The sequence below is a fragment of the Mycobacterium sp. NGS22 genome (genome assembly GCF_059813095.1).
Window position 1 is genome coordinate 236,519 of record NZ_JCALDY010000005.1, and the last position, 23,684, is coordinate 260,202.

Here is a 23,684-nt window from a genome sequence, read left to right on the forward strand (position 1 = left end):
GGCCGTAACGGCCGGAACGTCTCTGGCGCACCCGCTACCGACCATTCGTTCGCAAAATGGCGAATGCATCCGAGAGCCCTAAGGTGGCTGGCATGGCCTACGACGTCGCCCGGGTGCGTGGACTGCACCCGTCGCTCGGTGACGGGTGGGTCCACTTCGATGCGCCGACCGGCATGCTGATTCCCGACTCGGTCGCCACCACCGTGTCGACGGCTTTCCGCCGGGCAGGCGCCAGCACGGTCGGGGCGCACCCGTCGGCCCGGCGCAGCGCCGCGATCCTGGAAGCGGCCCGGGAGGCGGTGGCCGACCTGGTGAATGCCGATCCGGGTGGCGTGGTGCTGGGCTGTGACCGCGCGGTGTTGCTGTCGGCACTGGCCGATGCGTCGTCCGCGCGCTCCGGGCTGGGTTATGAGGTGGTCGTCAGCCGGCTGGACGACGAGGCGAACATCGCTCCTTGGCTGCGCGCGGCGCACCGGTACGGCGCCAAAGTCAAGTGGGCCGAGGTCGACATCGAGACCGGTGAACTGCCGACCTGGCAGTGGGAGAGTTTGGTCGGCAAGTCGACCCGGCTGGTTGCCGTGACGTCGGCGTCGGGCTCGCTGGGCACCGTCACCGACCTGCGCGCGATGACCAAGCTGGTGCACGACGTCGGCGGCCTGGTGGTGGTCGATCACTCCGCCGCCGCGCCGTACCGGTTGTTCGATATCAAGGAAACCGACGCCGATGTGGTGACGGTGAACGCGGTGGGCTGGGGCGGACCGCCCATCGGGGCGATGGTGTTCCGCGACCCGGCCCTGATCAACACCTTCGGTTCGGTGTCCACCGACTCCTACGCCAGCGGTCCGGCACGACTGGAGGTCGGCGTGCACCAGTTCGGCCTGCTGGCCGGAGTGGTGGCCAGCGTCGAATATCTGGCCTCACTGGACGAGTCGGCTCGGGGCAGCCGACGGGAACGGCTGTCGGTGTCGATGCACTCCGCGTCGGCATATCTGAATCGGATCTACGACTATCTGATGACGTCGCTGCGGTCGCTGCCGCTGGTGATCCCGCTCGGCCGTCCCGAGGCGCGGATACCGGTGGTCAGCTTCGTCGTCAACGAAGTGCCGGCCGACCGGGTGGTCCAGCGGTTGGCGGACAACGGCATTCTGGCGATCGCCAACGCCGGGTCCCGGGTGCTCGACGTGTTGGGTGCCGACGACATCGGCGGTGCTGTCACGGTCGGACTGGCGCACTACTCGACGATGGCCGAGGTCGACCAGTTGGTGCGGGCGCTGGCGTCGCTGGGCTGAGCCCGGGCTAGACGGTCAGCAGGATCTTGCCAAAAGTCTTGCCCGACACCATCAATTGATGAGCCTCCGCCGCCTGCTCGATGGGCATCCGGGTGCCGATCACCGGCCGGACCGCGCCGCTGGCGAACATCGGCCACACCGATGCCGTCACCGCCTCGACGACGGCACTCTTGCTGTTCGGCCCGCTGACCGGACGAGCCCGCAACGTGGTGCCGACGACCCGCGCGCGCTTGGTCAGCAGCTTGCCCAGGTTCAGTTCGGCTTTCACCCCGCCCTGCATGCCGATCACGATCAGCTGCCCGTCGGTGGCCAAGGCGTCGATGTTGCGGTCCAGGTAGGCCGCACCCATGATGTCGAGGATCACGTTCGCACCTCCCTGCTCCTGCAACCGCGCCACGAAGTCGTCGTCTTTGTAGGAAATGGTGATCTCGGCGCCCAGCTCTCGGCAGAGTTCCAGTTTCTCCGGTGACCCGGCGGTGACCGCGACCCGCGCTTCCAGCGCGCGCGCCACCTGAATGGCGTGGGTCCCGATGCCGCTGGCACCGCCGTGCAGCAGCACGAGCTGGCCGGGACCGAGGCGGGCGGTCATGACCAGGTTCGACCACACCGTGCACGCCACTTCCGGTATCCCGGCGGCGTCGATGAGGTCGACGCGTTCGGGAACCGGCATCACCTGTCCCGCCGGCACCGCGACGTATTCGGCATAGCCGCCGCCGGCGAGCAATGCGCAAACCTCTTGCCCGACAGACCAATTGGCAACATCGGAGCCGACTTCGACGACCGTGCCGCTGACCTCCATGCCGATGATCTCGCTGGCACCCTTCGGCGGCGGATACTTGCCGGCGGCCTGCAGCACGTCGGCGCGGTTGACGCCGGCCGCGGCGACCTTGATCAGTACCTCGCCCGGGCCGGCAGCCGCATCGGGGACGTCCTGCCAGGCCAGCTGCTCTGCGGATTCGGCGACGATGGCACGCATGTCGTCACGCTAGTCTTGTCGGCGGTGGCGTGGCAGAGCGGCCTAATGCACTCGCCTTGAAAGCGAGAGACGGCTAAAACCGTCCGGGGGTTCAAATCCCTCCGCCACCGCTTTTTCCGACGCCGATCAGTGCAGCGTCGGCGCGTACCGCAGCACCGCGGCGATCCCGTCCGCAGGATCGATCCGCTCGTCAGTGCGGACCAGCGCAGCGCCTGTCGAGATGGCGAGCAACGGCAGGGCTTCGTCGGCGCGCAGCGTTTTCTCCGGTGCCGCGCCCTGCTCGGACAGCACGTTGGCGTCCGGTGCCACGGTGGTCATGTCCGCATCGGCAACCACGGTCGCGTCGCCGATGTCTCCTACGATCAGCGTCTCGACGGCACCTTGGCGCAGCGCGGAGCACACGGCACCCAGACCTTCGGCCGCACGACCGGATTCCCGGCCGATCTCGGCGGCGAACCGTTCCGCGGCGTCGTCGATCATCCTGAGCCGCCGCTTTACGAACCAGGCTTCGATCTGGCCCTGGACCTCGGCGGAGTCGTGCCCGCTGTTTCGTGCTCCCACTTCGAGCGCCAGCGCGCGCTCGCCGACCCGTTCCGGGAACGCGGCAAGCAGGTCCGAACGTGAGCGCACTTCGCCGACCACGAACACGGTGTCGGCCGACATCTCGTCCACCCATTCGGTGACGCGGTCGGCCACCGCGCGGATGTTCTTGCGGGCAGCTTCCTCGGTGCGCTGTTGCGGGTCGCCGTAGCCGGCGTTCTCGGCACCGGACGCCTTGTGCACCGGATAGCCGCCGCCGTCGACGGTCTCGGTTTCGAAGACACCGTCGACGTGGGTGGTGATGTCGGCACCGGTGTGATCCACCTCGACCAACACATACGCCGGGGTCTCAAAGCCGTGCTCGACGATCGGCACGATATAAGGCAGGTCGGAGACACGGATCAGAGTCGTGGCGGTCGGGCGCAGCAGGTGTTCGTTGATCACCACCCCGTCGGTGCCGGCGACCAGCGCGCGACCGCTCCAGCCGATCGGCGGGCGCAGATCCATCACCGCTTTCTCGAGGTCGCCGATCACCGATTCGACGACGTCGCGGGCCTCCAGTTCCTCACGGACGGCCCGCCACCGGAGCTCGAGCTGCGCCTCGGCGTCGTGCGTGTTGTGTGTGTCTTCGAAGTACACCGACACGAATGGGCCGGAGGTGTCCAGCAGGGGACGAAAGCGTTCGGAATCCATCCCCTCTAGATGCCCGCGCACATCCCGAACAAACGCAGTTCAAATCTGCGGGATCGAATCGGCGATGGTGTCCATCAGCGCGGTGTAGCGCTTGATCTCCGGGTCCTTGCCGGGTTTTCCGCTGCTGATCACCCCGGCGGCCAGGCCGCGCGCCGGGTCCGCCCAGATCGCGATGTTGGCCAGCCCGAGGTTGCCGAACGCCGTCGCGGCGTTGCGGCCGAACGGTCCGAACCGGTCGGTGCCCAGCATGAAGCCGGTTCCCCACCGGGCGGGCTGCAGGCCCACCGCGAAGTCGGGCCGCAGCCGCCGCGCCTCCTGCACGGCGCCGTACATGCGTTCCGGGCTGATGACGCGCACGCCGTCGAGTTCCCCGCCCCGTCGCCAGATCTCGGCGAACCGCGACAATTCGTCCGCGGTGGAGACGGTGTTGGAGGACGGCACCACGGTCGTCAGGAACGCCCGCGTGTTGGTGTACGGGATGATCTCGTGCACCGTTCCGCCGACCGCCTTGCGGAAGATCGCCGCGATCACCGGCGGCAACGGTTTGCCGGTCGGGTGACTCGGGGCGACCAGCGGCACGTCCTGCGGGGCGACGCCGAAGTTGGTCCAGCGGAAGCCCAGCGGCTCGAGGATCTCACTGGCCAGGACATCGCGGATGTCTTTGCCGGTGGCCGCGTAGACGATTTCGCGCATGAGCGGTCCCCAGGTCAGCGCGTGGTAGATGTGCACGCGTCCCGGCCGGTACAGCGGGCGCAGTTTGCCCAGCTGCTCCTGGGCGTATTCGTGGTCGTCGGCGCGTTTGAGGTCCGGCCGGGGCCCGGTGGGGAAGGGGACGCCCGCGCTGTGGTTCAGCACGTGCCGGATGGTGGTCCGGTCCTTACCGTGGCTGGTGTAGCTGGGGATGTATTGACACACCCGGTCGTCCAGGGTGAAGACTCCGCGTTCGACGAGCATGTGCACGACGGTCGCGGTAATGCCTTTGGACGCCGAGTAGACGCAGAACGGTGTGTCGGTGCTGACGGGGACTTTCTCGGCGTCGGGTGCGTCGGTCGGGGCGTTTCCCCAGCCGTGGCCGATGGCACGGTTGAGCACCACCCGGCCGTTGCGCCGGATGCACAGCTGGATGGCCGGGTGCATGCCGGCCCGATACCAGTGCCTGGCCGCCTGCCAGATCCGGTCGATGCCAGCCCTGTCGATCTCGGAGTGGTCCTCGTCGCCGATCGCCGTCACGGCGTCCAGGTCGGACGGGACCCGAATTCTGCCGTCTGGTGTCGGGCTCATGTGGCCACAGCCTAGCTTTGAGCCCATGCTCACGCGCGCACGCTATGTCGAGGTGATCCTGCTGGTGTTCGGCTTCTACTCCGTTGGCCTGGGACTGTTCATGGCGGTGGCGCCGGGAACCTTCTTCCACACCCTCGGGGCGTTCGGGGTACGCAACACCCACTACATCTTCGACAACGCCTCGTTCGAGTTCCCGCTGGGCTTATTGCTGCTCGGCGCGCTGCGCTGGCCGTCCTGGCGGGTGCCTGCGCTGGCCTTCGCCACCGCGCACTGGGCGCTGCACGCGGTCAGCCACCTGGTGGACACCAAGCATCACGCCGGGGCAGCCGTGGGCTGGCTGGAGTTCGCCGGGTTGGTAATCGCCACCGGTTGGCTCGCTGTTGCCCTGCGCCTGAGTCTTATTCGCCGGTGAACTGCGGCGGGCGCTTGGCGAACGTGGCCGAGATGCCCTCGGTCAGGTCTTTGGACGGCAGGAACGCCGCGTTCCAGGTGGCGACGTAGCGCAGGCTCTCCGATACCGCCGCGATGCGCTGCTGGTCCAGGACGTCCTTGATGCCGTGCACGGTCAGCGGCGGGTTGGCGGCGATCTCGGCGGCGGTGGCGTGCGCGGCGACCAGCGTGGCGTCGGCGTCGGCGTACACGTCGTTGACCAGGCCGATCTTCTCGGCGCGGGCGGCGTCGATGTCTTTGCCGGTCAGCGCGAGCTCGCGCAGGTGCCCGTCGTTGAGGATCAGCGGCAGCCGGGCCAGGCTGCCCACGTCGGCGACGATCGCCAGCTTGACCTCACGCACCGAGAACTTCGCGTCGGCGCTGGCGTAGCGGATGTCCACTGCCGAAATCAGGTCGACGCCGCCGCCGATGCACCAGCCGTGAACCGCGGCGATGGTGGGCGTCCGGCAGTCGGCGACGGCGGTGATCGCGCCCTGCATCCGCTTGATCTCCCGGTGGAACACCGCGCGCGGACCGGCCAGCGCGTCGCCGGACAGCAGCGGCGTGAACGACCCGCCCATCGCCGGCACGTCCAGGCCGTAGCTGAAGTTGCGGCCCGAGCCGGTCAGCACGATCGCCCGCACTTCGGGGTCGGCGTCCAGCGCCGGGAACAGCTCGGGCAACTCCGACCAGAACGCGGGTCCCATCGCGTTGCCTTTGCCCGGGCCGATCAGCGTCACCTGCGCGACCTGGTCTTTGATCTCGACGGTGACGGATTCGTATGTATCGGCCATAGCCGAGACCGTAGCGTGACGGGTATGCCCTCAGACTTGCGACCCGGCCCGGATTCTCCGCCTACCGACGAGCTGGCCAGCGCCGAAGCAACCCTCGCGGTGCTCCAGCAGGTGCTGCACCCGATCAGCCGCGAGGACAGCGCCAAGCAGACGCCGTGCGCGGAGTTCGACGTCAAGCAGCTGACCCGGCACCTGCTCAATTCGATCGTGTCGCTGGGCGGCATGGTCGGGGCGGACATCTCGGTGCCGCAGGACACCGACTCGGTGGAGGCGCTGGTGGTCAGCGCGTCCCGTCCGGCCCTGGACGCCTGGCACAAGCACGGTCTGGACGGCGAGGTGCGGTTGGGCACGAACCCGATGCCGGCCCGGGTCGCGGTCGCGGTGTTCTCGATCGAATTCCTGGTGCACGGTTGGGATTACGCGGTGGCGGTGGGTTACGACGTGCACGCCCCGGACTCGCTGTCGGAGTACGTGCTCGGGCTGGCGCAGCAGATAATCCGCCCGGAACAGCGCGGTGCAGCCGGTTTCGATCAGCCCGTCCCGGTGCCGGCGGATGCGTCGCCGTTGGACCGGCTGGTCGCTTTCACCGGACGCGACCCGGGTTGGTCCGCGCCGAGCGTGTAACTACTGCGAAAAACTTGCCGTTTTTTCGCAGTGGCGGCACGCTCGGCGACGAACGCCGAAGCGGCTAGACCCGTTCCAGGTAGAAGTAGTAGTACCGACCGCCGTCCAGGACGCCTTTGCCGTTCATGATGCCCATCACCGCGTCGTCGTCGATCTTCTTGAAGTGGTCGTGGACGGGAGCGCCGTCGTAGACCATCGTGGCGGTCACCTCGCCGCGGAATTCCTCCAGCCACAGGCTGGCCTCGCCGTTCATCCGCTCGACGTTGGAGTATTTGTTCCCCTCGGCGTCCAGGCAGACCAACGGCTGCACGTCGGTGACCGACTTGAAGGTCTTGCCGAACCAGTTGATCTTGGCCAGGGACCCGACGGCGCGGTGGGCGGTGACGAATTCGCCGCCCTCCCATTCACCGAGCATGCCGTCGACGGTCGCGGGCTCGAGTGTCGCCCAGAAATCGTCGAGTTCGGCGTCCGGGATGACGCCGTCGCGTTCCTTGAATTCGGTGAACTGCTTGCGGGCAACACTCATCGTGCGTCTCCTCCAATCCAGCCGCGGGCGAACCGCAGCAGGGCGTCGTTCTCGGATGGGTCGGCGGTCACCGTGACCCGGACACCGTCGGTGCCGTAGGGGCGGACCACGATCAGCGCGTTGGCGGCCTGCTGTACGAAGTCGCGGGTGCGGGGGCCCAGTGGCAGCCAGACGAAGTTGGCCTGCGACGACGGCAGCGTGAAGCCGGCGTCCCGCAACTCCGCGCTGACCCGTCGACGTTCGGCGACGACGGCGTCGGTGCGGGCCAGCAGTTCGTCGGAGGCGTCCAGCGAGGCGATCGCCGCGGCCTGCGAGACGCTCGTCGCGGTGAACGGCACGTAGACCTGGTCGAGTGCGGTGATCACGTCGGGGTGGCCGATCGCGTAACCCACCCGCAGCCCCGCCAGCCCGTAGGCCTTGGAGAAGGTGCGCAGCACGACGACGTTGTCGTGCGCGCGCACGAGTCCCAGGCTGTCCGGCGCCATGCCGTCGCGGATGTACTCGACATAGGCCTCGTCGATGACGATCAGGATGTCCGACGGCACGGCCTCGACGAACCGGCTCAGCGCGTCCGGGTCGACGACGGTGGACGTCGGATTGTTGGGGTTGCAGACGAAGATCAGCCGGGTGCGCTCGGTGACCGCGGCCCGCATCGCGTCCAGGTCGAAGGTGTGGTCGGTCAGCGGGATCTGGACCGGTATGGCGCCGGCGACCTGGACCTGCGGCGGGTACAGCTCGAAGCTGCGCCACCCGAAGATCACCTCGTCGCCCACCGACGCGGTGATCTGCACCAACTGCTGGCACAGGCTGACCGAACCGCAGCCGACGGCGACGTGCTCGGGTGCGAAGTCGGGACCGATATGACGGGCCAGCGCGGCCTTGAGCTGTACGCATCCGTTGTCCGGGTACCGGTTGATCAGCTCGGTGGCGTTCCCGATGGCGGCGCGGACGCTGGGCAGCGGGCCGAACACCGTTTCGTTGCTGGCCAGTTTGATCGCGCCCGGCACGGTCTTGCCGGGAACGTAAACTGGCAGCCCGGCCAGCGCGGGCCGCAGGCGGGCGGTCACTTCGACAGCATATGACGCGGCTGTGTACGCTATGCCTCCGGCGGCTCCGGGTTCCGGGGTCGGGTACCCTTTGGAAGGCCATGGAGGCGTGCCAGAGCGGCCGAATGGGGCTCACTGCTAATGAGTTGTTCCCCTCAAAGGGAACCGGAGGTTCAAATCCTCTCGCCTCCGCCACGCAACACCCGCTGTACAACTAAAGACCGGCGCCCGTAGCTCAACGGATAGAGCATCTGACTACGGATCAGAAGGTTAGGGGTTCGAATCCCTTCGGGCGCGCTGCATTTCGTCCTCGACGTAAAACCATCGCCCGGCCCGCCGCTCGAACCGGCTGCGTTCGCGCATCTCGTCAACCCGCCCGTCGAACTCGAAGCTGGCAACGAACTCCACTACCTCGTCGCCGACATCGGTCACCCGTAGCCGCGTCCACCTGATCCGGGGATCGATAGCGACGTCCGGAGGCCGCGTCCGCGGATGCCAGGTCCGGAACACATAGTCGGCGTCGCCGCGGGCATATGCCGAGTACCTCGACCGCATCAATTCCTCCGCCGTGCGGGCCTGCCGATCGCCGTGATGCAACGGTCCGCAACACGCCGGATAGCCGGCGCCGCTGCCGCACGGACACTCGGGCCCGAGCAGTTCGGTCATTCGGCCAACTTAGTCGGTTGATAAAGACTGGCTGAATCGATAGCTCTGACCCCTGTACGACACCTAAAATCCGACTGGTGTTCACTGACCACGCGCGACGACCGCAGTTGCGTGCCCGGTCGGCGCCGAGCTGGGTCACGGTCGTCGTCGTGGCGGGTACGGCGCTGCTGGTGGGTCTGCAGATCGTCGCCAGCTGCTGGGGTTTCCAGGGTCCGCTACACAGCCTGATCAGCGACTACATCGCCACCCCGAAGTCGACAACGGTCTCGTGGGTCGGGCTGGCCGTGGGCATCGTGGGTGTGTCCACCCGATGCCGGATCTGGGCGTTGTCGCTAGCCGTGGCGCTCGACGTCGTCTTTGCTGCGGAGCGCTGGCTGCGCGGTGCGGCGTTGACGTTCGGCAACGGACCGATGATCGTGCTGACCGGGCTGGTCTTCGTGGCATGGTGGCGCTGGACGGGCGTCCGGCGCGCGACCGCCCTGCACGGGATCGCCCTCGGCTTCCTGGTGATCATGGCGACCAAGGTCGGCGACACCTGGTTGCGCATCACCGCTGTCGTCCGGCCGACGGTTCTCGACGAATACGCCTTCCTTGCCGACCACGCGCTCGGGCAACCGTCGTGGTTGGTCGGTCGGCTGTTCGAGGCGGGCGGCCCGGTTCTCACCGCCGTGCTGCACTGGGTGTACATCGAGTTGCCTCTCGCCGCCATGGTCGTCGTGGTCTATCAACTGCGCCACGTCAACTCCGCCGGCTGGCCGCGCCACTTCCTGGTGCGGACGTTTCTGATACTCGGCCTGGTCGGACCGTTGATCTATGTGGTGTTTCCGGTGGTCGGCCCGGAGTTCGCCTTCGGCCCCGCCGGCAGCGGCTTCCAGGTCGGCGACTTCTGGCCCCACACCCTGCCGCGGATCCTGTCGCCGCAGGCAATAGCGTTCGACGAGCTGACGGCGCGTAACTGCATGCCGTCGATGCACACCGCCTGGGCGCTGGCCGTGTTCCTGCATTCCCGCGGCGGTCCGCGCTGGCTGCGGTGGGGAGGCGCGTTCTGGCTGGTGGGAACCGTCGTGGCGACGCTTGGTTTCGGCTATCACTACGGCGTGGATCTGATCGCGGGTGCGGTGTTGTGCCTGACGTTGGAGTCGGCCTTGCGCGAGCCGGTGCGAGGCAACAAATGGTCGCGCCCGGCGTTGGTCGGCTCCGGTGTGGCTTTTCTGGCGGTCCTGCTGGCGTGCTGCCGGTTCCTGGCACCGGCGATGGCGCGCCATCCGGCGTTCTCCGGCGCCCTCCTGGTCGCGGCGATGGTGCTCTTCAGCCTCGGTTTCTACGCCGTTTTCCTCGGCGCCGGGAACGCAGTCCTGTCAGGCCCGGGTCTCGATCATGCCGAGGGCACGCTCGAACAGGTGCACCGTGGCGGCGTGCAGCATGTCGCCGACCGCCTTCTCGGCCTTGCCGGCACACGCGCGCGCCAGCGTGCCTTCGATCACGATGCCGAGCTTGAAGCAGGCCAGCACGGTGTACCAGGTGATGTTCGACAGGTCCCGGGTGGTGTTCGCGGCGTAGCGCTGCACGAGGTCGTCGGTGCTGGCCAATCCGTCGGTCCCGCCCAGGGCGTGGCTGAAGACCGCTGACCCGTCGTCCTGCCGCCAGGTCGCCAGCAGCCAACCGAGATCCAGCAGCGGGTCGCCGATGGTGGACATCTCCCAGTCGCAGATAGCCACCACCTCCGGGCCGGTGCGGGAGAACATCACGTTGGCCGCGTGGTAGTCGCCGTGCATGATGCCGGGTTTCCAGCTCGTCGGTCGGTTGCTCTCCAGCCAGCCCGCGATCTCGTCGATGCCCGGGATGTCCGGGCCGGGGTAGCCCTCGTACTCCTGGTAGGACTCCAGCTCCGAAAGCCACCGCGGCACTTGACGTTCCAGGAATCCCTCCGGCTTACCGAAGTCGGCGAGCCCGGCGGCGACGTGGTCGACCGCGCCGAGCTTGGCCAGCGCGTCGGCCATCGACAGACCCATGCCGAACCGCACCGCGGCGTCACCGGCATGCAGCGGCGGCAAACCCTCGCCGGCGTTGAAACCGTCGATGGGTTCCATCAGGTAGAAGACCGCGTCGCCGAGCACGGCGGTGTCGGCGCACGTGGCGATCAAGCGCGGATGTGGCACGTCGGTGCCCGCCAGCCCGGCGAGCACCTTGGTTTCCCGCAGTATCACGCTGTTGGTGCGGGCGCGCAGGTGCTGAGGACCCCGACGCAGCACATAGGACCGGCCCGACCTGGCGAAGCGCAACATCACGTTCTGCGTCCCGCCGGTGATGGGGGCGACGTCTTGCAACGGCCCTTCGCCCAGGCCCTGCTCGGACATCCACCGGGCTACCGCATCCAAATCGACGGCGGTCATTTGGTGCGCGGGGTGTGTCGGGCCGGACCGTCGGCGTCGGGCAGATCGTCGAGACCCTCGACGAACACCGCGCGGATCTCCTGCTTGCCGCGCGCCTGGCCATGATCGGCGAACACTTCCTGCGGCGTACGAGCCATGCTGCTCCTTTGCAACTTGTCGACCGTCTGCCAAAAGCGTAGGGGACCCTTGCCGAACCTCCGCACGCGCCGATCCGGCTTTAGGCGCCGCCGGCCGCCTGCCGATGATCAACGCGGCCTTAAGATGTTGTGTCCGAATGGGTTTCGTGCGCGCTATGTCGAGGACGGGAGTTTTTCCACTGTTTTCTTGATCTCAGCGATCGCATCCACCGGCGTGAGGTCCTGGCCCGCATCGTTCTTCCCGAGCTGCGGCCAGCCGGCACCCTCGGGTCCGCGTAGCTGATCCCAGATCTCGCGCACCTTGGTCAACAGTTCGCGTTGTTCCTCGTCACTGAGCGCCATCAACGGTCCTCCGTTCGTCGCGATGCCGCATGCGGCGGCAAATTGTTGCGGTGTCAGTCCATTCGCGGAGTTCATGTCGCACCTGCCGAATGGTGGCGCACCTTGGGGCAGATTCGGGCTGTACCCCTGGCCGTCGGTGTATTGGTGGGCGACCTGACCGGGCAGATTCGGATTGGACCCGTAACCGGCTGCCACCACCCGCAGACCCGGCGGTCGCACCGGCCACATGTTGAAGAAGTCGTAGGCGTTGGCGTATCCAATAATTCGCGCCGCCGATCCCGCGTATTCGGCCAGATTCCAGTACAACTGGTTGATCCAGCCCGACCCGTCGCCCGGCGGATTGCCGCCTGACTCGACGTCGAGCATCAACGACACCCGCGGATGCAACCCGCCTTGGGCGTCGATCATCGAGCATACGGTGTTGGCGTTGGCCAGCCAGTTCGGCCGGACGTAGGTGTAGACGATGCCGAAAGTCATTAGGCCGCTGTCCAATGCGGTGCGCATCCACGCGTAGTTGCGCGCGAAGTTGTGGTCCCGATAGGTGCCGTCGCAGACGCGAATCGACAGCACCTGATACGGATACGAGTCATCCACCGGCACTTGATATTCCGAGACGTCCGCGAACAGCGTGTCGGGCACGGCGCCGCTAACCTCCTTGGCTGCAAGGGTTGTCGCATCATGCTACCGATCCCGATCACGGGTGCCGGCGACTATCCTGGTCGCTATGGCCGATCGACCGGCGCGGGTTGCTGACGTACACGAATTGGCCGCGTCGATGCCTCATGTCAAGCGCATCGAGGGCCCGAAGGGCAACTCCATTTACCAGGTGGGCGGCAAGTCGTTCGTGTTCTTCCGCACCCCTCAGCCCGACTGCGCCGATCCGCAGACCGGCGCACGCTATGCCGACGTGATCATGCTGTGGGTGGACTCTGAGAGCGACAAGCTCGCGCTGGTACAGGATCCCGGGTCGCCGTTTTTCACCACTCCCCGCTTCGACGGGCATCCGTCGGTGTTGGTTCGGGGCAGTCGGTTGAGTGAAATCGGCGTCGCCGAATTGCGCGAGTTGGTGGCCGACGCGTGGTTGTCGCGCGCATCGAAAAGACGCGCCCAGATCTGGCTCGCCGATCGACTCGGTTAGTGCGCCGCCGGACCCCATTCATGTTTAGACACAGGTCCGACGGGCAACGCTCATCACACGTCAAATTGGTTTCGGGATCAATGGAGGTAACTATGGTGCGCGGTCGCGGAATACTCGGTGCAATTGTGCTGGTGTGGCTGCTCATCGGAGTCCTCGCGACCTGGCAGCGCGGATACTTCAAAGGCGAGGCCACCAGTTGTGCTTCAGCGGGAACCGTTGCGGTAACGGTGATTGCAGGCCCGCTGAATTACATGGGCGTAAATCCAAAAGTGACGAATTGCCATACGCCACGTTTGCCGGAACCCAGTGCGATGCAATCAATCGATCACATCCCTGCTCTGTAAAGGAAATGTCATGATTCTCGTCGGCGCAATCTTGCTCATCTTAGGATTTGTCTTCAGCGTGAAAGTGCTGACGGTCCTCGGAGTCGTCTTGCTGGTCATCGGCGCGGTGATGTGGGCCTTGGGCTCGGTCGGTCGTCCGGTGGCCGGACGGCGTAACTGGTACTGACTTCTTCGTCGATAGAACGGTCGCGTGATCGCAGCAGCGGTCGCGCGACCTTTCTAGTTTCGCCGCGTCGTTTCACAGCTGACACACAGTGACGCCATAGCTTCGCCCTATCGGCCTGAGCGGATACTGGAACGCGTGGCGTCTCCCAGAACCTCCGTCGAGCGGGTCGTCATGTGCCGCACCGACGGTCAACCGGTCACCGTGCTCGTGGTCGACGACGAACCCGTGCTCGCCGAGATGGTCTCGATGGCCCTGCGGTACGAGGGCTGGAATATCGCAACCGCCGGCGATGGTTCGTCGGCCATCGCAACCGCTCGCGCCGAACGACCCGACGTCGTGGTCCTCGACGTGATGCTGCCGGACATGAGCGGCCTGGACGTCCTGCGGAAGTTGCGGCAAGACAATCCGCGCCTTCCGGTGCTGTTGCTCACGGCCAAGGACGCGGTGGAGGACCGCATCGCCGGATTGACCGCCGGCGGAGACGATTACGTCACCAAACCGTTCAGCATCGAAGAGGTGGTGCTGCGGTTGCGTGCCCTCTTGCGACGCACCGGGGTAACCACCGTCGACAGCGGCGCGCAACTCGTCGTCGGGGATCTCGTGCTCGACGAAGACAGCCACGAAGTCTCGCGCGCCGGCGAACCGATTACGTTGACCTCCACCGAGTTCGAGCTGCTGCGGTTCATGATGCGAAACGCCAAGCGGGTGCTGAGCAAGGCGCAGATCCTGGACCGGGTATGGAGTTACGACTTCGGCGGCCGGTCCAACATCGTCGAGCTCTACATCTCCTACCTGCGCAAGAAGATCGACAGTGGTCGCGAACCGATGATCCACACGCTGCGCGGCGCGGGGTATGTCCTCAAGCCGGCGCGCTAGGCCGCCGCGCGAGTGGTCGCTGCGACTGCGGCTGCTGGTGGGTCAGGTCGCCGTGCTGGCCATCGTCTGTGTCGGGATCACGGTGGCCACCGAACTCGCGCTGCGACATCATCTGCTGGCGCAACTCGACAGCCAACTCAGCGGCACCTCGTACCGCTCGTCGCTGATGTACCCCGAGTCGCGCCGCCACGAACCCCGCTATGTCAAGACCGGTCCTGGTCCTAGGTTCCTCGATGCCCCGGGACAACCGGCGGGCATGGTCGCCGCCGTTGTCAGCGACGGCGAAACGGTGGACGCGGGATATCTGACCGGCAGTGGTGCCCGGGACGCCCTGACTCCGACGGCCAAGGCGCAGCTGGAGCAGATCGCCGGTAGCCGTACGCCGGTGACGTTGAATCTCGACGGCCTGGGTCGTTACCGGGTGGTGGCGGCCCCGAGCCGCAATCGGGCCGACGTGATCGTCACCGGCCTGTCCATGTCCAATATCGACGCCACCGAACTTCGGATGCTGGTCATCTTCGGCATTGTCACCGTCGTGGCGCTGGTGGCCGCGACCACCGCCGGCGCGGTGATCATCCGGCGGGCATTGGCGCCGCTGCGGCGGGTGGCACAAACCGCGACCGAAGTCGTCGATCTGCCGCTGGACCGCGGTGAAGTCGAACTTCCGGTGCGGGTGCCCGAATCCGATGCCAACCCCGAAACCGAAGTGGGCCAGCTCGGTTCGGCGCTCAACCGGATGCTCGACCACATCGCCGCAGCGTTGTCGACGCGGCAGGCCAGCGAGACCCGGGTGCGCCAATTCGTCGCCGACGCCAGCCACGAACTGCGCACCCCGCTGGCCGCGATCCGCGGCTACACCGAACTCGCCCAGCGCATGGGTGACGACCACGCAGCCGTGGAGCACGCCATGAGCCGGGTCGCCTCCGAGACCGAGCGGATCACCCGCCTGGTCGAGGACCTGCTGTTGTTGGCCCGGCTCGACTCGGGCCGGCCGCTGGAGCGCGAACCGGTGGATCTGTCGCGTCTGGCGGTCGACGCTGTCAGTGATGCGCACGTCGCCGGACCGGATCACCAGTGGGAACTCGACCTGCCCCCCGAACCGGTGCTGGTGGTGGGTGACGACGCGCGGTTGCACCAGGTGCTGGCCAATCTGCTTGCCAACGCCCGCGTCCACACCAGCGCCGGCACCGTTGTCACCACCCGGTTGAGCACAGAGCCGAATCACGTCCTGCTACAGGTCATCGACGACGGCCCCGGGATCCCGGCGGCACAGCAGACGGAGGTGTTCGAGCGATTCGTGCGCGGCGACAGCTCGCGCTCACGTAAAGCCGGCAGCACCGGGCTGGGCCTGGCGATCGTCTCCGCCGTCGTCCGAGCCCACAACGGCACGATCACGGTGAACAGCTCGCCCGGTCATACCGAGTTCGCGGTGCGGTTGCCCGGCAATGTCTCTTAGCGGCCGGCAACCGCCCGCGCCCTCGCCTCAGATCGTCAGCCCGAGCAGGTGACGTTGATCTCGAACGACTTCTTGACCGGCTGCATGGGGTTGGCCATGTCCACGCCGGTGGCGGTGCCGCTGATCTTGTAGGAGTTGCCGTTCTTGGTCGCCTCTGCCTTGGCGTCAGGTGTCCCGGGGGCGTAGCCGAGGGAAACCCCGTTGACGTTGCCGAGCGCGACCGACTTCACCTCGGGAGGGTTGGCGTCGGAGAGCACCGCGCCGATACCGGTGGCCGAGCCGCCGATCGCGATGTTGACGGTGCCGCCCGCATTGGTGCATACCGTCGTCCCGGTCACGTTCTGGTCCTGGCCGTCGATGAGGACCTTGGTGCCGGAAGCGCCGCCGCCTCCGCTGGCTGCCGACGAAGAACTGCTGCTGCTCGACTTTGGCTTGTCACTCGAACAACCCGAAACACCCGCGACCAGAATGGCCGCTCCGGCCACCGCGACCGTCAGTCCACGCTTCACCTGTGCTCCTTTGCCCAATGAAACGGCCCGTCTTCAGTGCGGTCCGCCACGGCAGTATGCGCGGAAAGTGGACTGAATTGCTAGGCAGAACGAAAAAGATTTTCCTCTTTCTGGCGTCCCGCGAGGGTGGAAAGGTAGGACCGATGGACCACAAGCCCCCTACCGCAGTCATCGAGTCGGCGCACGGCAAGCACTCGCTACCGCTGCACGACACAAGGGATTTCGACGACGCCGACCGTGGTTTCATAGCCGCGCTGTCCCCGTGCGTGATCAAGGCAGCCGACGGCCGGGTGGTGTGGGACAACGACGCCTACGCCTTCCTGGACGGTCCGGCGCCCACGTCGGTGCACCCCAGCCTGTGGCGGCAATCGACGCTGGCGGCCAAACAGGGTCTGTACGAAGTGGTGCCGGGCATCTACCAGGTCCGCGGACTGGACCTCTCCAACATCAGCTTCATCGAGGGCGACACCGGAGTGATCGTGATCGACCCGCTGATCTCCACCGAGACAGCCGCGGCCGCGATGGAGTTGTACCGGACCCATCGCGGCGGTGAGCGTCCCGTCGTCGCGGTGATCTACACCCATAGCCACGGTGACCATTTCGGTGGCGTGCTCGGAGTCACCTCGCAGGCTGACGTGGATGCCGGAAAGGTGGCGGTGCTGGCGCCGGAAGGGTTTACCGCGCACGCCGTCCAGGAGAACGTCTATGCCGGGCCGGCGATGACGCGCCGCGCGTCCTATATGTACGGCTCGTTGCTGGATCGTGGGCCGCAGGGGCAGGTCGGTTGTGGGCTGGGCCAGGCTGGATCGGTAGGTGAAGTCGCGTTGATCGTGCCCACCGTCGACATCCGGACGACAGGGGAGACGCACACCATCGACGGGGTGGAGATCGAGTTTCAGATGGCGCCCGGCACCGAGGCGCCCGCCGAAATGCATTTCTATTTCCCGCGATTCCGCGCGCTGTGCATGGCCGAGAACGCCACCCACAACCTGCACAACCTGCTGACGCTGCGCGGTGCACTGGTCCGCGATCCGCGTGCCTGGTCGGGTTATCTCACCGAAGCGATCGACAGTTTCGCCGATCGCGCCGACGTAGTGTTCGCCTCCCACCACTGGCCGACCTGGGGCCACGACCGGATCGTCGAATTCCTGTCGCTGCAGCGAGACCTCTACGCGTATCTGCACGACCAGACGCTGCGGCTGCTGAATCAGGGCTATACCGGGGCGGAGATCGCCGAAATGTTCCAACTGCCACCGGCATTGGACCAGGCGTGGCATGCCCGCGGGTACTACGGGTCGGTCAGCCACAACGTGAAAGCGGTCTACCAGCGCTACATGGGCTGGTTCGACGGCAACCCGGGCCGGTTGTGGCCGCACCCGCCCGAAGCCCTCGGTCCGCGCTACGTCGAGGCCATCGGCGGCATTGACCGAGTCGTCGAACTTGCCCGGGCCGCATTCGATTCCGGCGACTTCCGCTGGGCCGCAACGCTACTCGATCACGCCATGTTCACCGACGAGCACCACGCGGCGGCGCGTGAGCTCTATGCCGATACGTTGGAACAGTTGGGCTACGGCGCGGAGAACGCGACGTGGCGAAACTTCTTCGTCAGTGGCGCCACCGAACTGCGGGTGGGCAATTTCGGCACGGCGACGCAGATCACCTCGCCGTCTCTGCTGTCGCAGTTGACCCCGGATCAGGTGTTCGACAGCCTGGCCATTCGGGTGAACGGCCCCCGCAGCTGGGATCTCGACCTCTCCGTCGACGTCACCTTCACCGACGCGGATGTCAACTACCGGTTGAGCCTGCGCAACGGCGTGCTCGTGCATCGCCGCACACCGGCAGATCCCGACACCGCGACCGTTACTGTCAAGCTGGCCAACAAGTCTCGGCTGCTGCTGGTGGCGATCGGCGACTTCACCTCACCCGGGTTGGAGTTATCCGGCGATCAGGCGGCGCTGCAGTCGTTGATCGGGGCGCTCGACGATCCGGACCCGAACTTCAACATCGTCACCCCTTGAGCGCGAGCAGACGCAAAAGCCCCCAATTCGTGCCGAATTGAGGGGCTTTTGCGTCTGCTCGCCGGGGTTACGGGACGTCGATGATCACCTTGCCGAGCACTTTGCGGTCGGCGACATAGCGCAGCGCGGCGGCGGTTTGGGCCAACGGGAAGCGGGCGCCAATATGAGGCCGTATCCTGCCGTCCGCGAACAACTTCGACAGCTCGGCGATGTCCCGCGTGCACTGCTTCGGGTAGTCGCTCATGAAGGTGCGAATTTCCATGCCGCGGATCGTGATGTCCTTCAGCATAACCAGATTCAGCGGAATGGCCGGAATGGAACCGGCGGCGTAGCCCAGGGTGACGAAGATCCCGCCGCGGGCCAGACCGCGCAGCGCCGGCTCCGCGTAGGACCCGCCCACCGGGTCGAGCACCACGCGCGCGCTGTCACCGGTGAGTTCGCGGATGCGTAGCTTGAAGTCCTCGTTGTCGTAGTCGACGGCGGCTTCGGCGCCACGTTGCCGGCACAGGTCGAGCTTTTCCGGGCTGGACGCCGCGGCCAGCACCCGCGCGCCCATGCTCACCGCCAAGTCGACGGCGGCCAGTCCCACGCCACCGGCCGCCCCGAGCACCACAACCCAATCACCCTCTGCCACTTGGGCTACCGACCGCAGCGCGTGGTAGGCGGTCCGATACGTCACGCCGAACGCTGCGGCAGCAGCGAAGTCGACACCGTCGGGAATCGGCTCCCCGGTGGCGGCATCCAGCAGTGCCAGCTCGGCGAAGGCCCCGAAGGTGGTGCCGAATACGCGCTGGCCCACCTGGAAAGCGGCGCCGTCACCGACGGCCACGACTTCGCCGGCGATCTCGTTGCCCGGTGTGAACGGCGGCGGGATCTTCACCTGGTACTTACCCGCCACGAACAACACGTCCGGAAAATTCACCGCCGCAGCGTGTACCCGCACCAGCACCTGACCCGGCGCCGGCACCGGGTCGTCGACATCGACGAGTACCAGATCCTCCGGAGGACCGTAGGCAGTGCAGACAATCGCCCGCATCAACCCACTCCCAGCCCGCGCAAGCAGAACCGCACCAGATGCTCGATGTCCAGCGGGCCCGGCCCATCGGACGATCCCACGTACCGCCGCATCATCGCCACCGTGCCACCGTAGACGGCCTCGACATCCCGATCGACGTCGGAGCTGCCCAGTGCGGCGACCGGCTCGACGAGCAGATCCCGCAACGGCCGCATCATCTCCCGGTCCGTGACAAGCCAATTCGACATCTGCCCGGCGGCCGCGCGGCTCATGCTGATCAGGTGCGGATCAGCGACCTGCGCCAAGGTGCCCTCGATCCAGCGGGCCACCCTGTCCTGCGGATCGGACTCCTTGGCCATCTGGTGCTCCAGGTAGGACACGACGATTCCGACACCGCGCTCCAGCACGGCCAGGATCAAGTCGTCCTTGCCGGCGAAGTACCGGTAGAACGCCTTATTCGACGAACCGGCCTCGGCGACGATGTCGGTGACCCGCGGCGGCTCGGGGGCCACCCGTTCCATCACCCGCACCGCTGCGGCCAGGATGCGCTCCACCTCCTCGGTGGCGCCGCGCTGCCGGTCGTCGAGCGCGCGCTCGACTGCCGCCGCAACCCGGTTGGTCATGGCGAATCAGGCAGGGCGGGAACGCGATCGACCAAACCGGCGTACTTCTTCATCGCCGCCTCGCGGCGTACGTCGAGCATCTCGCTGGGCCACTCGCCTTCCTCGGCGTCGTAACCCTTGAGCAGCATCCGGGCCAGGTTCACCTTGTGCGCCTCGGTCGGACCGTCGGCCAACCCCAGTGCGATGCCGCCGAGCAACACGTTCACCAGCGGCAACTGGTCGCTGAGCCCGAGCGCGCCGTGGACCTGGATCGCGCGCATCCCGATCGATTTGAGCACCTGGGAGGCCAGGATCTTGCAGGTGGCGATCTCGGCCCGGGCGGCGCGCTCGTCGCCGTTGTCGATCAGCCACGCCGCGTGCAGCACAGTCAGCCGGAACGGCGTCAGCTCGGTGTAGGAGTCGGCGATGAACTCCTGCACCAGCTGCTTGTCGGCCAGCGAACTGCCTTGCGTGAAGCGGCTTTTCGCCCGGCGCGACATCATCTCGACGGCACGGTGGGCCACCCCGAGCGAGCGCATCGCGTGGTGCAACCGGCCGCCGGCCAGCCGGGTTTGCAGGATCAAAAAGCCCTGTCCCGCCTCACCGAGCAGCGCGTCGGCGCCGACCCGCACGTCGTCGTAGCGGACCAGGGAGTGCCCCGGTTCGTGCGGGTCCGAGCCGACGAGGTGGTGGTTGGCCTCGATGGTCAGCCCCGGTGTGCCCGCCGGGATCAGGAAGGTCGACGCGCCGAAGTGGACGGGCACGTCGGGGTCGGAGATCGCCACCACGATGAAGAACGAGGCGACGGATGCGTTGGAGGAGAAGAACTTCCGGCCAGTGATCACCCACTCGTCACCGTCGCGGACCGCTCGGGTGGTGAACACCCGCGGGTCGGCACCGCCCTGCGGCTCGGTCATGGAGAAGCAGGAGAAGATCTCCCCGGAGAGCAGGCCCTGCAGGTAGCGGTCCTTCTGCTCCTGGGTGCCGAAGCGGGCGATGATCTCGGCGTTGCCGGTGTCGGGAGCCTGGGTGCCGAAGATGATCGGCGCCCACGGGCTGCGGCCCAGGATCTCGTTGATCAGCGTGAGTTTGACCGCACCGAAACCCTGCCCGCCAAGCTCGGGACCCAGATGCGGCGCCCACAAACCCTGGTCGCGCACCTGTTGTTTGAGCGGGTCGACGATGCGGCGACGCTCGTCGTTCAGGGGCAGGAATTCGCAGCCGGGGAACAGCACTTCGAGTGGTTCGACCTCGTTGCGGACGAAATCACGGACCCACTGCAGTTTCTGTTCGAACTCGGGCTCGGTGGAAAAGTCCCATGCCATACGAATGCTCCTCGGGTTAGGGGATACCGCCATCGGCCCGCACGATCGAGCCGGTGGTGAAACTGGATGCGTCCGAGGCCAGAAACAAAGCGGCACCGACGATTTCGGCAGGATCGCCAGCGCGCTTGAGTGAGAGATGCTCGAACGGGTTGCGGGTGGCCTGGTCGAGGTTCCAGGCCTTGCTGACGTCGGTCAGGAACGGCCCGGCCATCAGCGTGTTGACCCGCACGGTCGGCCCGAACGCTTTGGCCAGCGCCTCGGTCATCGCGTTGAGCCCGGCCTTGGCGCAGGCGTAGGGAACGATGTCGGGGGTGGGTCGCAGCGAGCCGGCGGTGCTGACGTTGATGATCGAACCACTCCCCGCGGCCACCATCCGCTCGCCGACCAGAGCCGAAAGCCGGAACGGCCCTTTGAGATTGAGGTTGAGCACCGAGTCGAACAACTTCTCGGTGACGTCGGTCAGCTTGTCGTACAGCGGCGACATGCCCGCGTTGTTGATCAGCGTGTCGACCTTGCCGAACGCGTCGTACGTCGCCTCGACCAACCCGTCGAGCTGATCCCAGCGGCCCACGTGCACCTGATAGGGCAAAGCGGTGCGGCCGGTTTCGGACTCGATGTCCTTGGCGACGGCCACGCAGGTGTCCATGTTGCGGCTGGCGATCACCACATCGGCGCCGCAACGGGCCGCGCCGAACGCCATCTCCCGGCCCAGGCCGCGGCTGCCGCCGGTGATCAGCACCACCCGGTCGGTGAGATCGAAAAGTTGTTGTGCGTAACCCATTTCATCGCCCCCGGGACAGCTCGGCGGCAGTGGCGATCAGCTGGGGGATCATCGCCCCGAACGCGTCCTGGATCTTCGGGTCCACTTTTCCGGTCCGCACGCCAGTTGCGTAGGTCTTCTCCAGCACGATGCCCAGTTTCCAGTTGGCCAGCACCAGGTAGTAGTCGATGTTCTCGGTGGACAGTCCGCTGATCGTCTCGTAATGCTCCAGCAGTTCACTGCGCGACGGCATCCCCCGCATGTCCAGATAGAATCCGTCGACCCGCGGTTCGTCCCCGTCGTAACCCAGCAGCGCCCACGCCAGGTCCAGCAAGGGGTCACCGACCGTTGTCATCTCCCAGTCCACGATCGCAGCCAGCCGGGCCGGCGCCCCGTGCGCGAACATCACGTTGGCGAACTGGTAGTCGCCGTGCATGATGCCCGGCGTGTAATGCGCCGGCCGATTGCGGCGCAACCAGTCCGAGGCCTCGTCCAGCCCCGGCAGCTCTCGCACCTTGTACGCGTCGAGAAACGTCAGCCACCGGTCCACCTGGCGCTCGTGAAAGCCGTCCGGGCGGCCGAAACCGTCCAGACCCTGCGCGCGCCAGTCCACCCGGCCCAGCCGCGCGGCGCCCTCGACGAGCTGGAACGCCAGTTCGCGCCGCGCCGTCAGGTCGGTGTCGAACGGGGGCCGCCATCCGCCGTCCATCGGGCTCCAGCCCTCGATCGCGCTCATCACGTAGAACGGCATGCCCAGCACCGCTCCGGTCTCGTCGGCGGCGATCAGCTCCGCGTGTGGCACGTCGGTGCCGGACAACGCGCGCACCAACCGGATTTCGCGCAGCAGCCCGTCGATGCGGGACGCGTCGGCGCGCGGGCCGGGCATCCGCAGCACCATGCGCTCCGCTCCGCGCTGCACCAGGTACAGCGTGTTCTGCGAGCCGCCGCCGAGTTGCTCGAGCACCGGCTCGGCGCCGTTGCCGGGGGCCCCAGCGGTGTCCAGCCATCGGCCCAGCAGCGCGGTATCCAGCCCGGTTCCGCTCACAGCCACCATCCCGCACACTCCAATCTCTGGACGGAGAATAGCATTCTCCACCCGCTGTCGTGTAAGGGTTGAGCCATGCAACTGCTCCTGGTTCGGCATGCGTTACCGCTGCGCAGCGAACACGGCCAGGGTTCCGACCCCGACCTCTCGGAGACCGGATTTGCGCAGGTCGCGCGACTGCCCAAGGCGCTTGCCCGGTTCCCGATCTCCCGGGTGGTCAGCAGCCCGCAACGCCGCGCCGTTCAAACCGGCGAGCCCGTCGCCGAGGCCCGCGGGCTGGCCGTCGAGATCGACGACCGGTTGGCCGAGTACGACCGCGACCTGCATTCCTACATTCCGGTCGAGCAGATCCGCAACGAGTTCCCCGAGGAATGGGCGCGGATGTCGCAGGGGCATCTGCCCAGCGCGGTGGACGAGGAGGCGTTTCGGGCGCGGGTGCGCGCCGCGGTCGACGATCTGGTGAGCGCGGCCGATCCCGACGAGACGATCGCCGCTTTCAGTCACGGCGGCGTGATCAACGTCGTGCTGCACGAGATCCTGGGCACGGCCCGGCTGTTGTCGTTTCCGATCGACTACGCGTCGGTGACGCGGTTGCTGTTCTCCCGGACCGGCCAGGCGACGGTCGCGACGGTCAACGCGACCGAGCACGTCTGGGACCTGCTGCCGCGAAACCAACGGTTCTAGCGTGCGTGGT

General features: G+C 66.8%; 25 protein-coding genes, 3 tRNA genes and 2 pseudogenes. 14 read left to right on the forward strand and 16 right to left on the reverse strand.

Translation table 11 applies throughout. From position 1 onward, the window contains the following. Positions 1-92 precede the first annotated feature (92 nt). A complete protein-coding gene (locus AC5Y47_RS06730) occupies positions 93-1,289 on the forward strand; it encodes a cysteine desulfurase-like protein (RefSeq protein ID WP_499943131.1) in 1,197 nt (398 codons plus the stop codon). A 7-nt stretch (positions 1,290-1,296) separates the two neighbouring features. Here AC5Y47_RS06730 and AC5Y47_RS06735 read toward each other — a convergent pair whose 3' ends face one another. After that, complete coding sequence (locus tag AC5Y47_RS06735; RefSeq protein WP_499943132.1) at positions 1,297-2,265, reverse strand: NAD(P)H-quinone oxidoreductase; 969 nt, start codon at positions 2,263-2,265, stop codon at positions 1,297-1,299. Between the two features lie 23 nt (positions 2,266-2,288). On the opposite strand from AC5Y47_RS06735, the gene AC5Y47_RS06740 reads away from it, so the two are divergent. Then, positions 2,289-2,375: transfer RNA gene (locus AC5Y47_RS06740), tRNA-Ser, on the forward strand. A 16-nt stretch (positions 2,376-2,391) separates the two neighbouring features. Here the strand turns inward: AC5Y47_RS06740 and AC5Y47_RS06745 are convergent. Together AC5Y47_RS06745 and lipE are read right to left on the reverse strand one after the other, a co-directional pair. Beyond that, positions 2,392-3,498 carry an Rv2629 family ribosome hibernation factor gene (locus AC5Y47_RS06745; RefSeq protein WP_499943133.1) on the reverse strand — a complete coding sequence of 369 codons (1,107 nt, stop codon included), beginning with the start codon at positions 3,496-3,498 and terminating at the stop codon, positions 2,392-2,394. Positions 3,499-3,537: 39 nt separating this feature from the next. Next, positions 3,538-4,779: a lipase LipE gene (lipE, locus tag AC5Y47_RS06750; RefSeq protein ID WP_499943134.1), complete on the reverse strand. Its 1,242-nt coding sequence runs from the start codon at positions 4,777-4,779 to the stop codon at positions 3,538-3,540. 25 nt (positions 4,780-4,804) lie between these two features. Between lipE and AC5Y47_RS06755 the strand changes: the two genes are divergently transcribed. Further along, positions 4,805-5,191, forward strand: a complete 387-nt coding sequence (locus tag AC5Y47_RS06755; RefSeq protein ID WP_499943135.1) for a hypothetical protein — start codon at positions 4,805-4,807, stop codon at positions 5,189-5,191. Here AC5Y47_RS06755 and AC5Y47_RS06760 read toward each other — a convergent pair. Next, positions 5,178-6,002: a crotonase/enoyl-CoA hydratase family protein gene (locus AC5Y47_RS06760; protein WP_499943136.1), complete on the reverse strand. Its 825-nt coding sequence runs from the start codon at positions 6,000-6,002 to the stop codon at positions 5,178-5,180. The two genes, AC5Y47_RS06755 and AC5Y47_RS06760, sit on opposite strands and share 14 nt — an antisense overlap. A 24-nt stretch (positions 6,003-6,026) precedes the next feature. Between AC5Y47_RS06760 and AC5Y47_RS06765 the strand changes: the two genes are divergently transcribed. Further along, on the forward strand, positions 6,027-6,626 hold the full coding sequence (locus tag AC5Y47_RS06765) for a TIGR03086 family metal-binding protein (protein ID WP_499943137.1): 600 nt from the start codon (positions 6,027-6,029) through the stop codon (positions 6,624-6,626). 64 nt (positions 6,627-6,690) lie between these two features. On the opposite strand, the gene AC5Y47_RS06770 is transcribed toward AC5Y47_RS06765, so the two are convergent. Next, on the reverse strand, positions 6,691-7,152 hold the full coding sequence (locus AC5Y47_RS06770) for a DUF4334 domain-containing protein (protein ID WP_499943138.1): 462 nt from the start codon (positions 7,150-7,152) through the stop codon (positions 6,691-6,693). Further along, positions 7,149-8,219 (reverse strand): aromatic amino acid aminotransferase, encoded by a 1,071-nt coding sequence (locus AC5Y47_RS06775; RefSeq protein WP_499943139.1) that lies wholly within the window; start codon positions 8,217-8,219, stop codon positions 7,149-7,151. The genes AC5Y47_RS06770 and AC5Y47_RS06775 overlap by 4 nt, the downstream gene beginning before the upstream one ends. Positions 8,220-8,301: 82 nt before the next feature. On the opposite strand from AC5Y47_RS06775, the gene AC5Y47_RS06780 reads away from it, so the two are divergent. Together AC5Y47_RS06780 and AC5Y47_RS06785 are read left to right on the forward strand one after the other, a co-directional pair. Next, positions 8,302-8,393: transfer RNA gene (locus AC5Y47_RS06780), tRNA-Ser, on the forward strand. Positions 8,394-8,422: 29 nt separating this feature from the next. Beyond that, positions 8,423-8,495: transfer RNA gene (locus tag AC5Y47_RS06785), tRNA-Arg, on the forward strand. Here AC5Y47_RS06785 and AC5Y47_RS06790 read toward each other — a convergent pair. Then, a complete protein-coding gene (locus tag AC5Y47_RS06790) occupies positions 8,469-8,864 on the reverse strand; it encodes a YchJ family protein (protein WP_499943140.1) in 396 nt (131 codons plus the stop codon). The genes AC5Y47_RS06785 and AC5Y47_RS06790 overlap by 27 nt on opposite strands. Before the next feature lie 77 nt (positions 8,865-8,941). On the opposite strand from AC5Y47_RS06790, the pseudogene AC5Y47_RS06795 reads away from it, so the two are divergent. Then, positions 8,942-9,982: pseudogene (locus tag AC5Y47_RS06795) on the forward strand (phosphatase PAP2 family protein); the annotation flags it as partial. Positions 9,983-10,222: 240 nt separating this feature from the next. Here AC5Y47_RS06795 and AC5Y47_RS06800 read toward each other — a convergent pair. From AC5Y47_RS06800 to AC5Y47_RS06810, 3 genes and pseudogenes are all read right to left on the reverse strand, one after another. Next, the gene (locus tag AC5Y47_RS06800) at positions 10,223-11,257 is read right to left on the reverse strand and encodes a phosphotransferase family protein (protein WP_499943141.1); all 1,035 of its coding nucleotides are present in this window, start codon (positions 11,255-11,257) and stop codon (positions 10,223-10,225) included. A 32-nt stretch (positions 11,258-11,289) separates the two neighbouring features. Next, a pseudogene (locus tag AC5Y47_RS06805) lies at positions 11,290-11,394 on the reverse strand (nuclear transport factor 2 family protein); the annotation flags it as partial. A 153-nt stretch (positions 11,395-11,547) separates the two neighbouring features. Further along, the gene (locus AC5Y47_RS06810; protein ID WP_499943142.1) at positions 11,548-12,375 is read right to left on the reverse strand and encodes a hypothetical protein; all 828 of its coding nucleotides are present in this window, start codon (positions 12,373-12,375) and stop codon (positions 11,548-11,550) included. Between the two features lie 85 nt (positions 12,376-12,460). On the opposite strand from AC5Y47_RS06810, the gene AC5Y47_RS06815 reads away from it, so the two are divergent. From AC5Y47_RS06815 to AC5Y47_RS06835, 5 genes are all read left to right on the forward strand, one after another. Then, positions 12,461-12,874, forward strand: a complete 414-nt coding sequence (locus AC5Y47_RS06815) for an MmcQ/YjbR family DNA-binding protein (protein WP_499943143.1) — start codon at positions 12,461-12,463, stop codon at positions 12,872-12,874. 80 nt (positions 12,875-12,954) lie between these two features. Further along, positions 12,955-13,218, forward strand: a complete 264-nt coding sequence (locus AC5Y47_RS06820; RefSeq protein WP_499943144.1) for a hypothetical protein — start codon at positions 12,955-12,957, stop codon at positions 13,216-13,218. Between the two features lie 10 nt (positions 13,219-13,228). Next, positions 13,229-13,384, forward strand: a complete 156-nt coding sequence (locus tag AC5Y47_RS06825; RefSeq protein ID WP_499943145.1) for a hypothetical protein — start codon at positions 13,229-13,231, stop codon at positions 13,382-13,384. 171 nt (positions 13,385-13,555) lie between these two features. Further along, the gene (locus AC5Y47_RS06830) at positions 13,556-14,260 is read left to right on the forward strand and encodes a response regulator transcription factor (protein ID WP_499943175.1); all 705 of its coding nucleotides are present in this window, start codon (positions 13,556-13,558) and stop codon (positions 14,258-14,260) included. Beyond that, positions 14,238-15,716, forward strand: coding sequence for a sensor histidine kinase (locus tag AC5Y47_RS06835; protein WP_499943146.1), 1,479 nt, complete (start codon positions 14,238-14,240; stop codon positions 15,714-15,716). The genes AC5Y47_RS06830 and AC5Y47_RS06835 overlap by 23 nt, the downstream gene beginning before the upstream one ends. 35 nt (positions 15,717-15,751) lie before the next feature. On the opposite strand, the gene AC5Y47_RS06840 is transcribed toward AC5Y47_RS06835, so the two are convergent. Next, on the reverse strand, positions 15,752-16,225 hold the full coding sequence (locus tag AC5Y47_RS06840; protein WP_499943147.1) for a lipoprotein LpqH: 474 nt from the start codon (positions 16,223-16,225) through the stop codon (positions 15,752-15,754). A 143-nt stretch (positions 16,226-16,368) separates the two neighbouring features. On the opposite strand from AC5Y47_RS06840, the gene AC5Y47_RS06845 reads away from it, so the two are divergent. Then, positions 16,369-18,243, forward strand: coding sequence for an alkyl/aryl-sulfatase (locus AC5Y47_RS06845; RefSeq protein ID WP_499943148.1), 1,875 nt, complete (start codon positions 16,369-16,371; stop codon positions 18,241-18,243). Between the two features lie 67 nt (positions 18,244-18,310). On the opposite strand, the gene AC5Y47_RS06850 is transcribed toward AC5Y47_RS06845, so the two are convergent. The 5 genes from AC5Y47_RS06850 to AC5Y47_RS06870 are packed head-to-tail and all read right to left on the reverse strand — an operon-like array spanning position 18,311 to position 22,999. Continuing rightward, entirely contained in the window at positions 18,311-19,279 is a 969-nt protein-coding gene (locus AC5Y47_RS06850) for an NADPH:quinone oxidoreductase family protein (RefSeq protein WP_499943149.1), read from the reverse strand. Beyond that, the gene (locus AC5Y47_RS06855) at positions 19,279-19,881 is read right to left on the reverse strand and encodes a TetR/AcrR family transcriptional regulator (protein ID WP_499943150.1); all 603 of its coding nucleotides are present in this window, start codon (positions 19,879-19,881) and stop codon (positions 19,279-19,281) included. Before AC5Y47_RS06855 ends, AC5Y47_RS06850 begins: the two co-directional genes overlap by 1 nt. Continuing rightward, complete coding sequence (locus AC5Y47_RS06860; protein ID WP_499943151.1) at positions 19,878-21,185, reverse strand: acyl-CoA dehydrogenase family protein; 1,308 nt, start codon at positions 21,183-21,185, stop codon at positions 19,878-19,880. The genes AC5Y47_RS06855 and AC5Y47_RS06860 overlap by 4 nt, the downstream gene beginning before the upstream one ends. A 16-nt stretch (positions 21,186-21,201) precedes the next feature. Next, positions 21,202-21,966, reverse strand: a complete 765-nt coding sequence (locus AC5Y47_RS06865; RefSeq protein WP_499943152.1) for an SDR family NAD(P)-dependent oxidoreductase — start codon at positions 21,964-21,966, stop codon at positions 21,202-21,204. Position 21,967: 1 nt separating this feature from the next. Next, positions 21,968-22,999 (reverse strand): phosphotransferase family protein, encoded by a 1,032-nt coding sequence (locus AC5Y47_RS06870; RefSeq protein ID WP_499943153.1) that lies wholly within the window; start codon positions 22,997-22,999, stop codon positions 21,968-21,970. Between the two features lie 66 nt (positions 23,000-23,065). Here AC5Y47_RS06870 and AC5Y47_RS06875 point away from each other — a divergent pair, with 66 nt between their 5' ends. Continuing rightward, a complete protein-coding gene (locus AC5Y47_RS06875; protein ID WP_499943154.1) occupies positions 23,066-23,674 on the forward strand; it encodes a histidine phosphatase family protein in 609 nt (202 codons plus the stop codon). Positions 23,675-23,684: the final 10 nt, after the last annotated feature.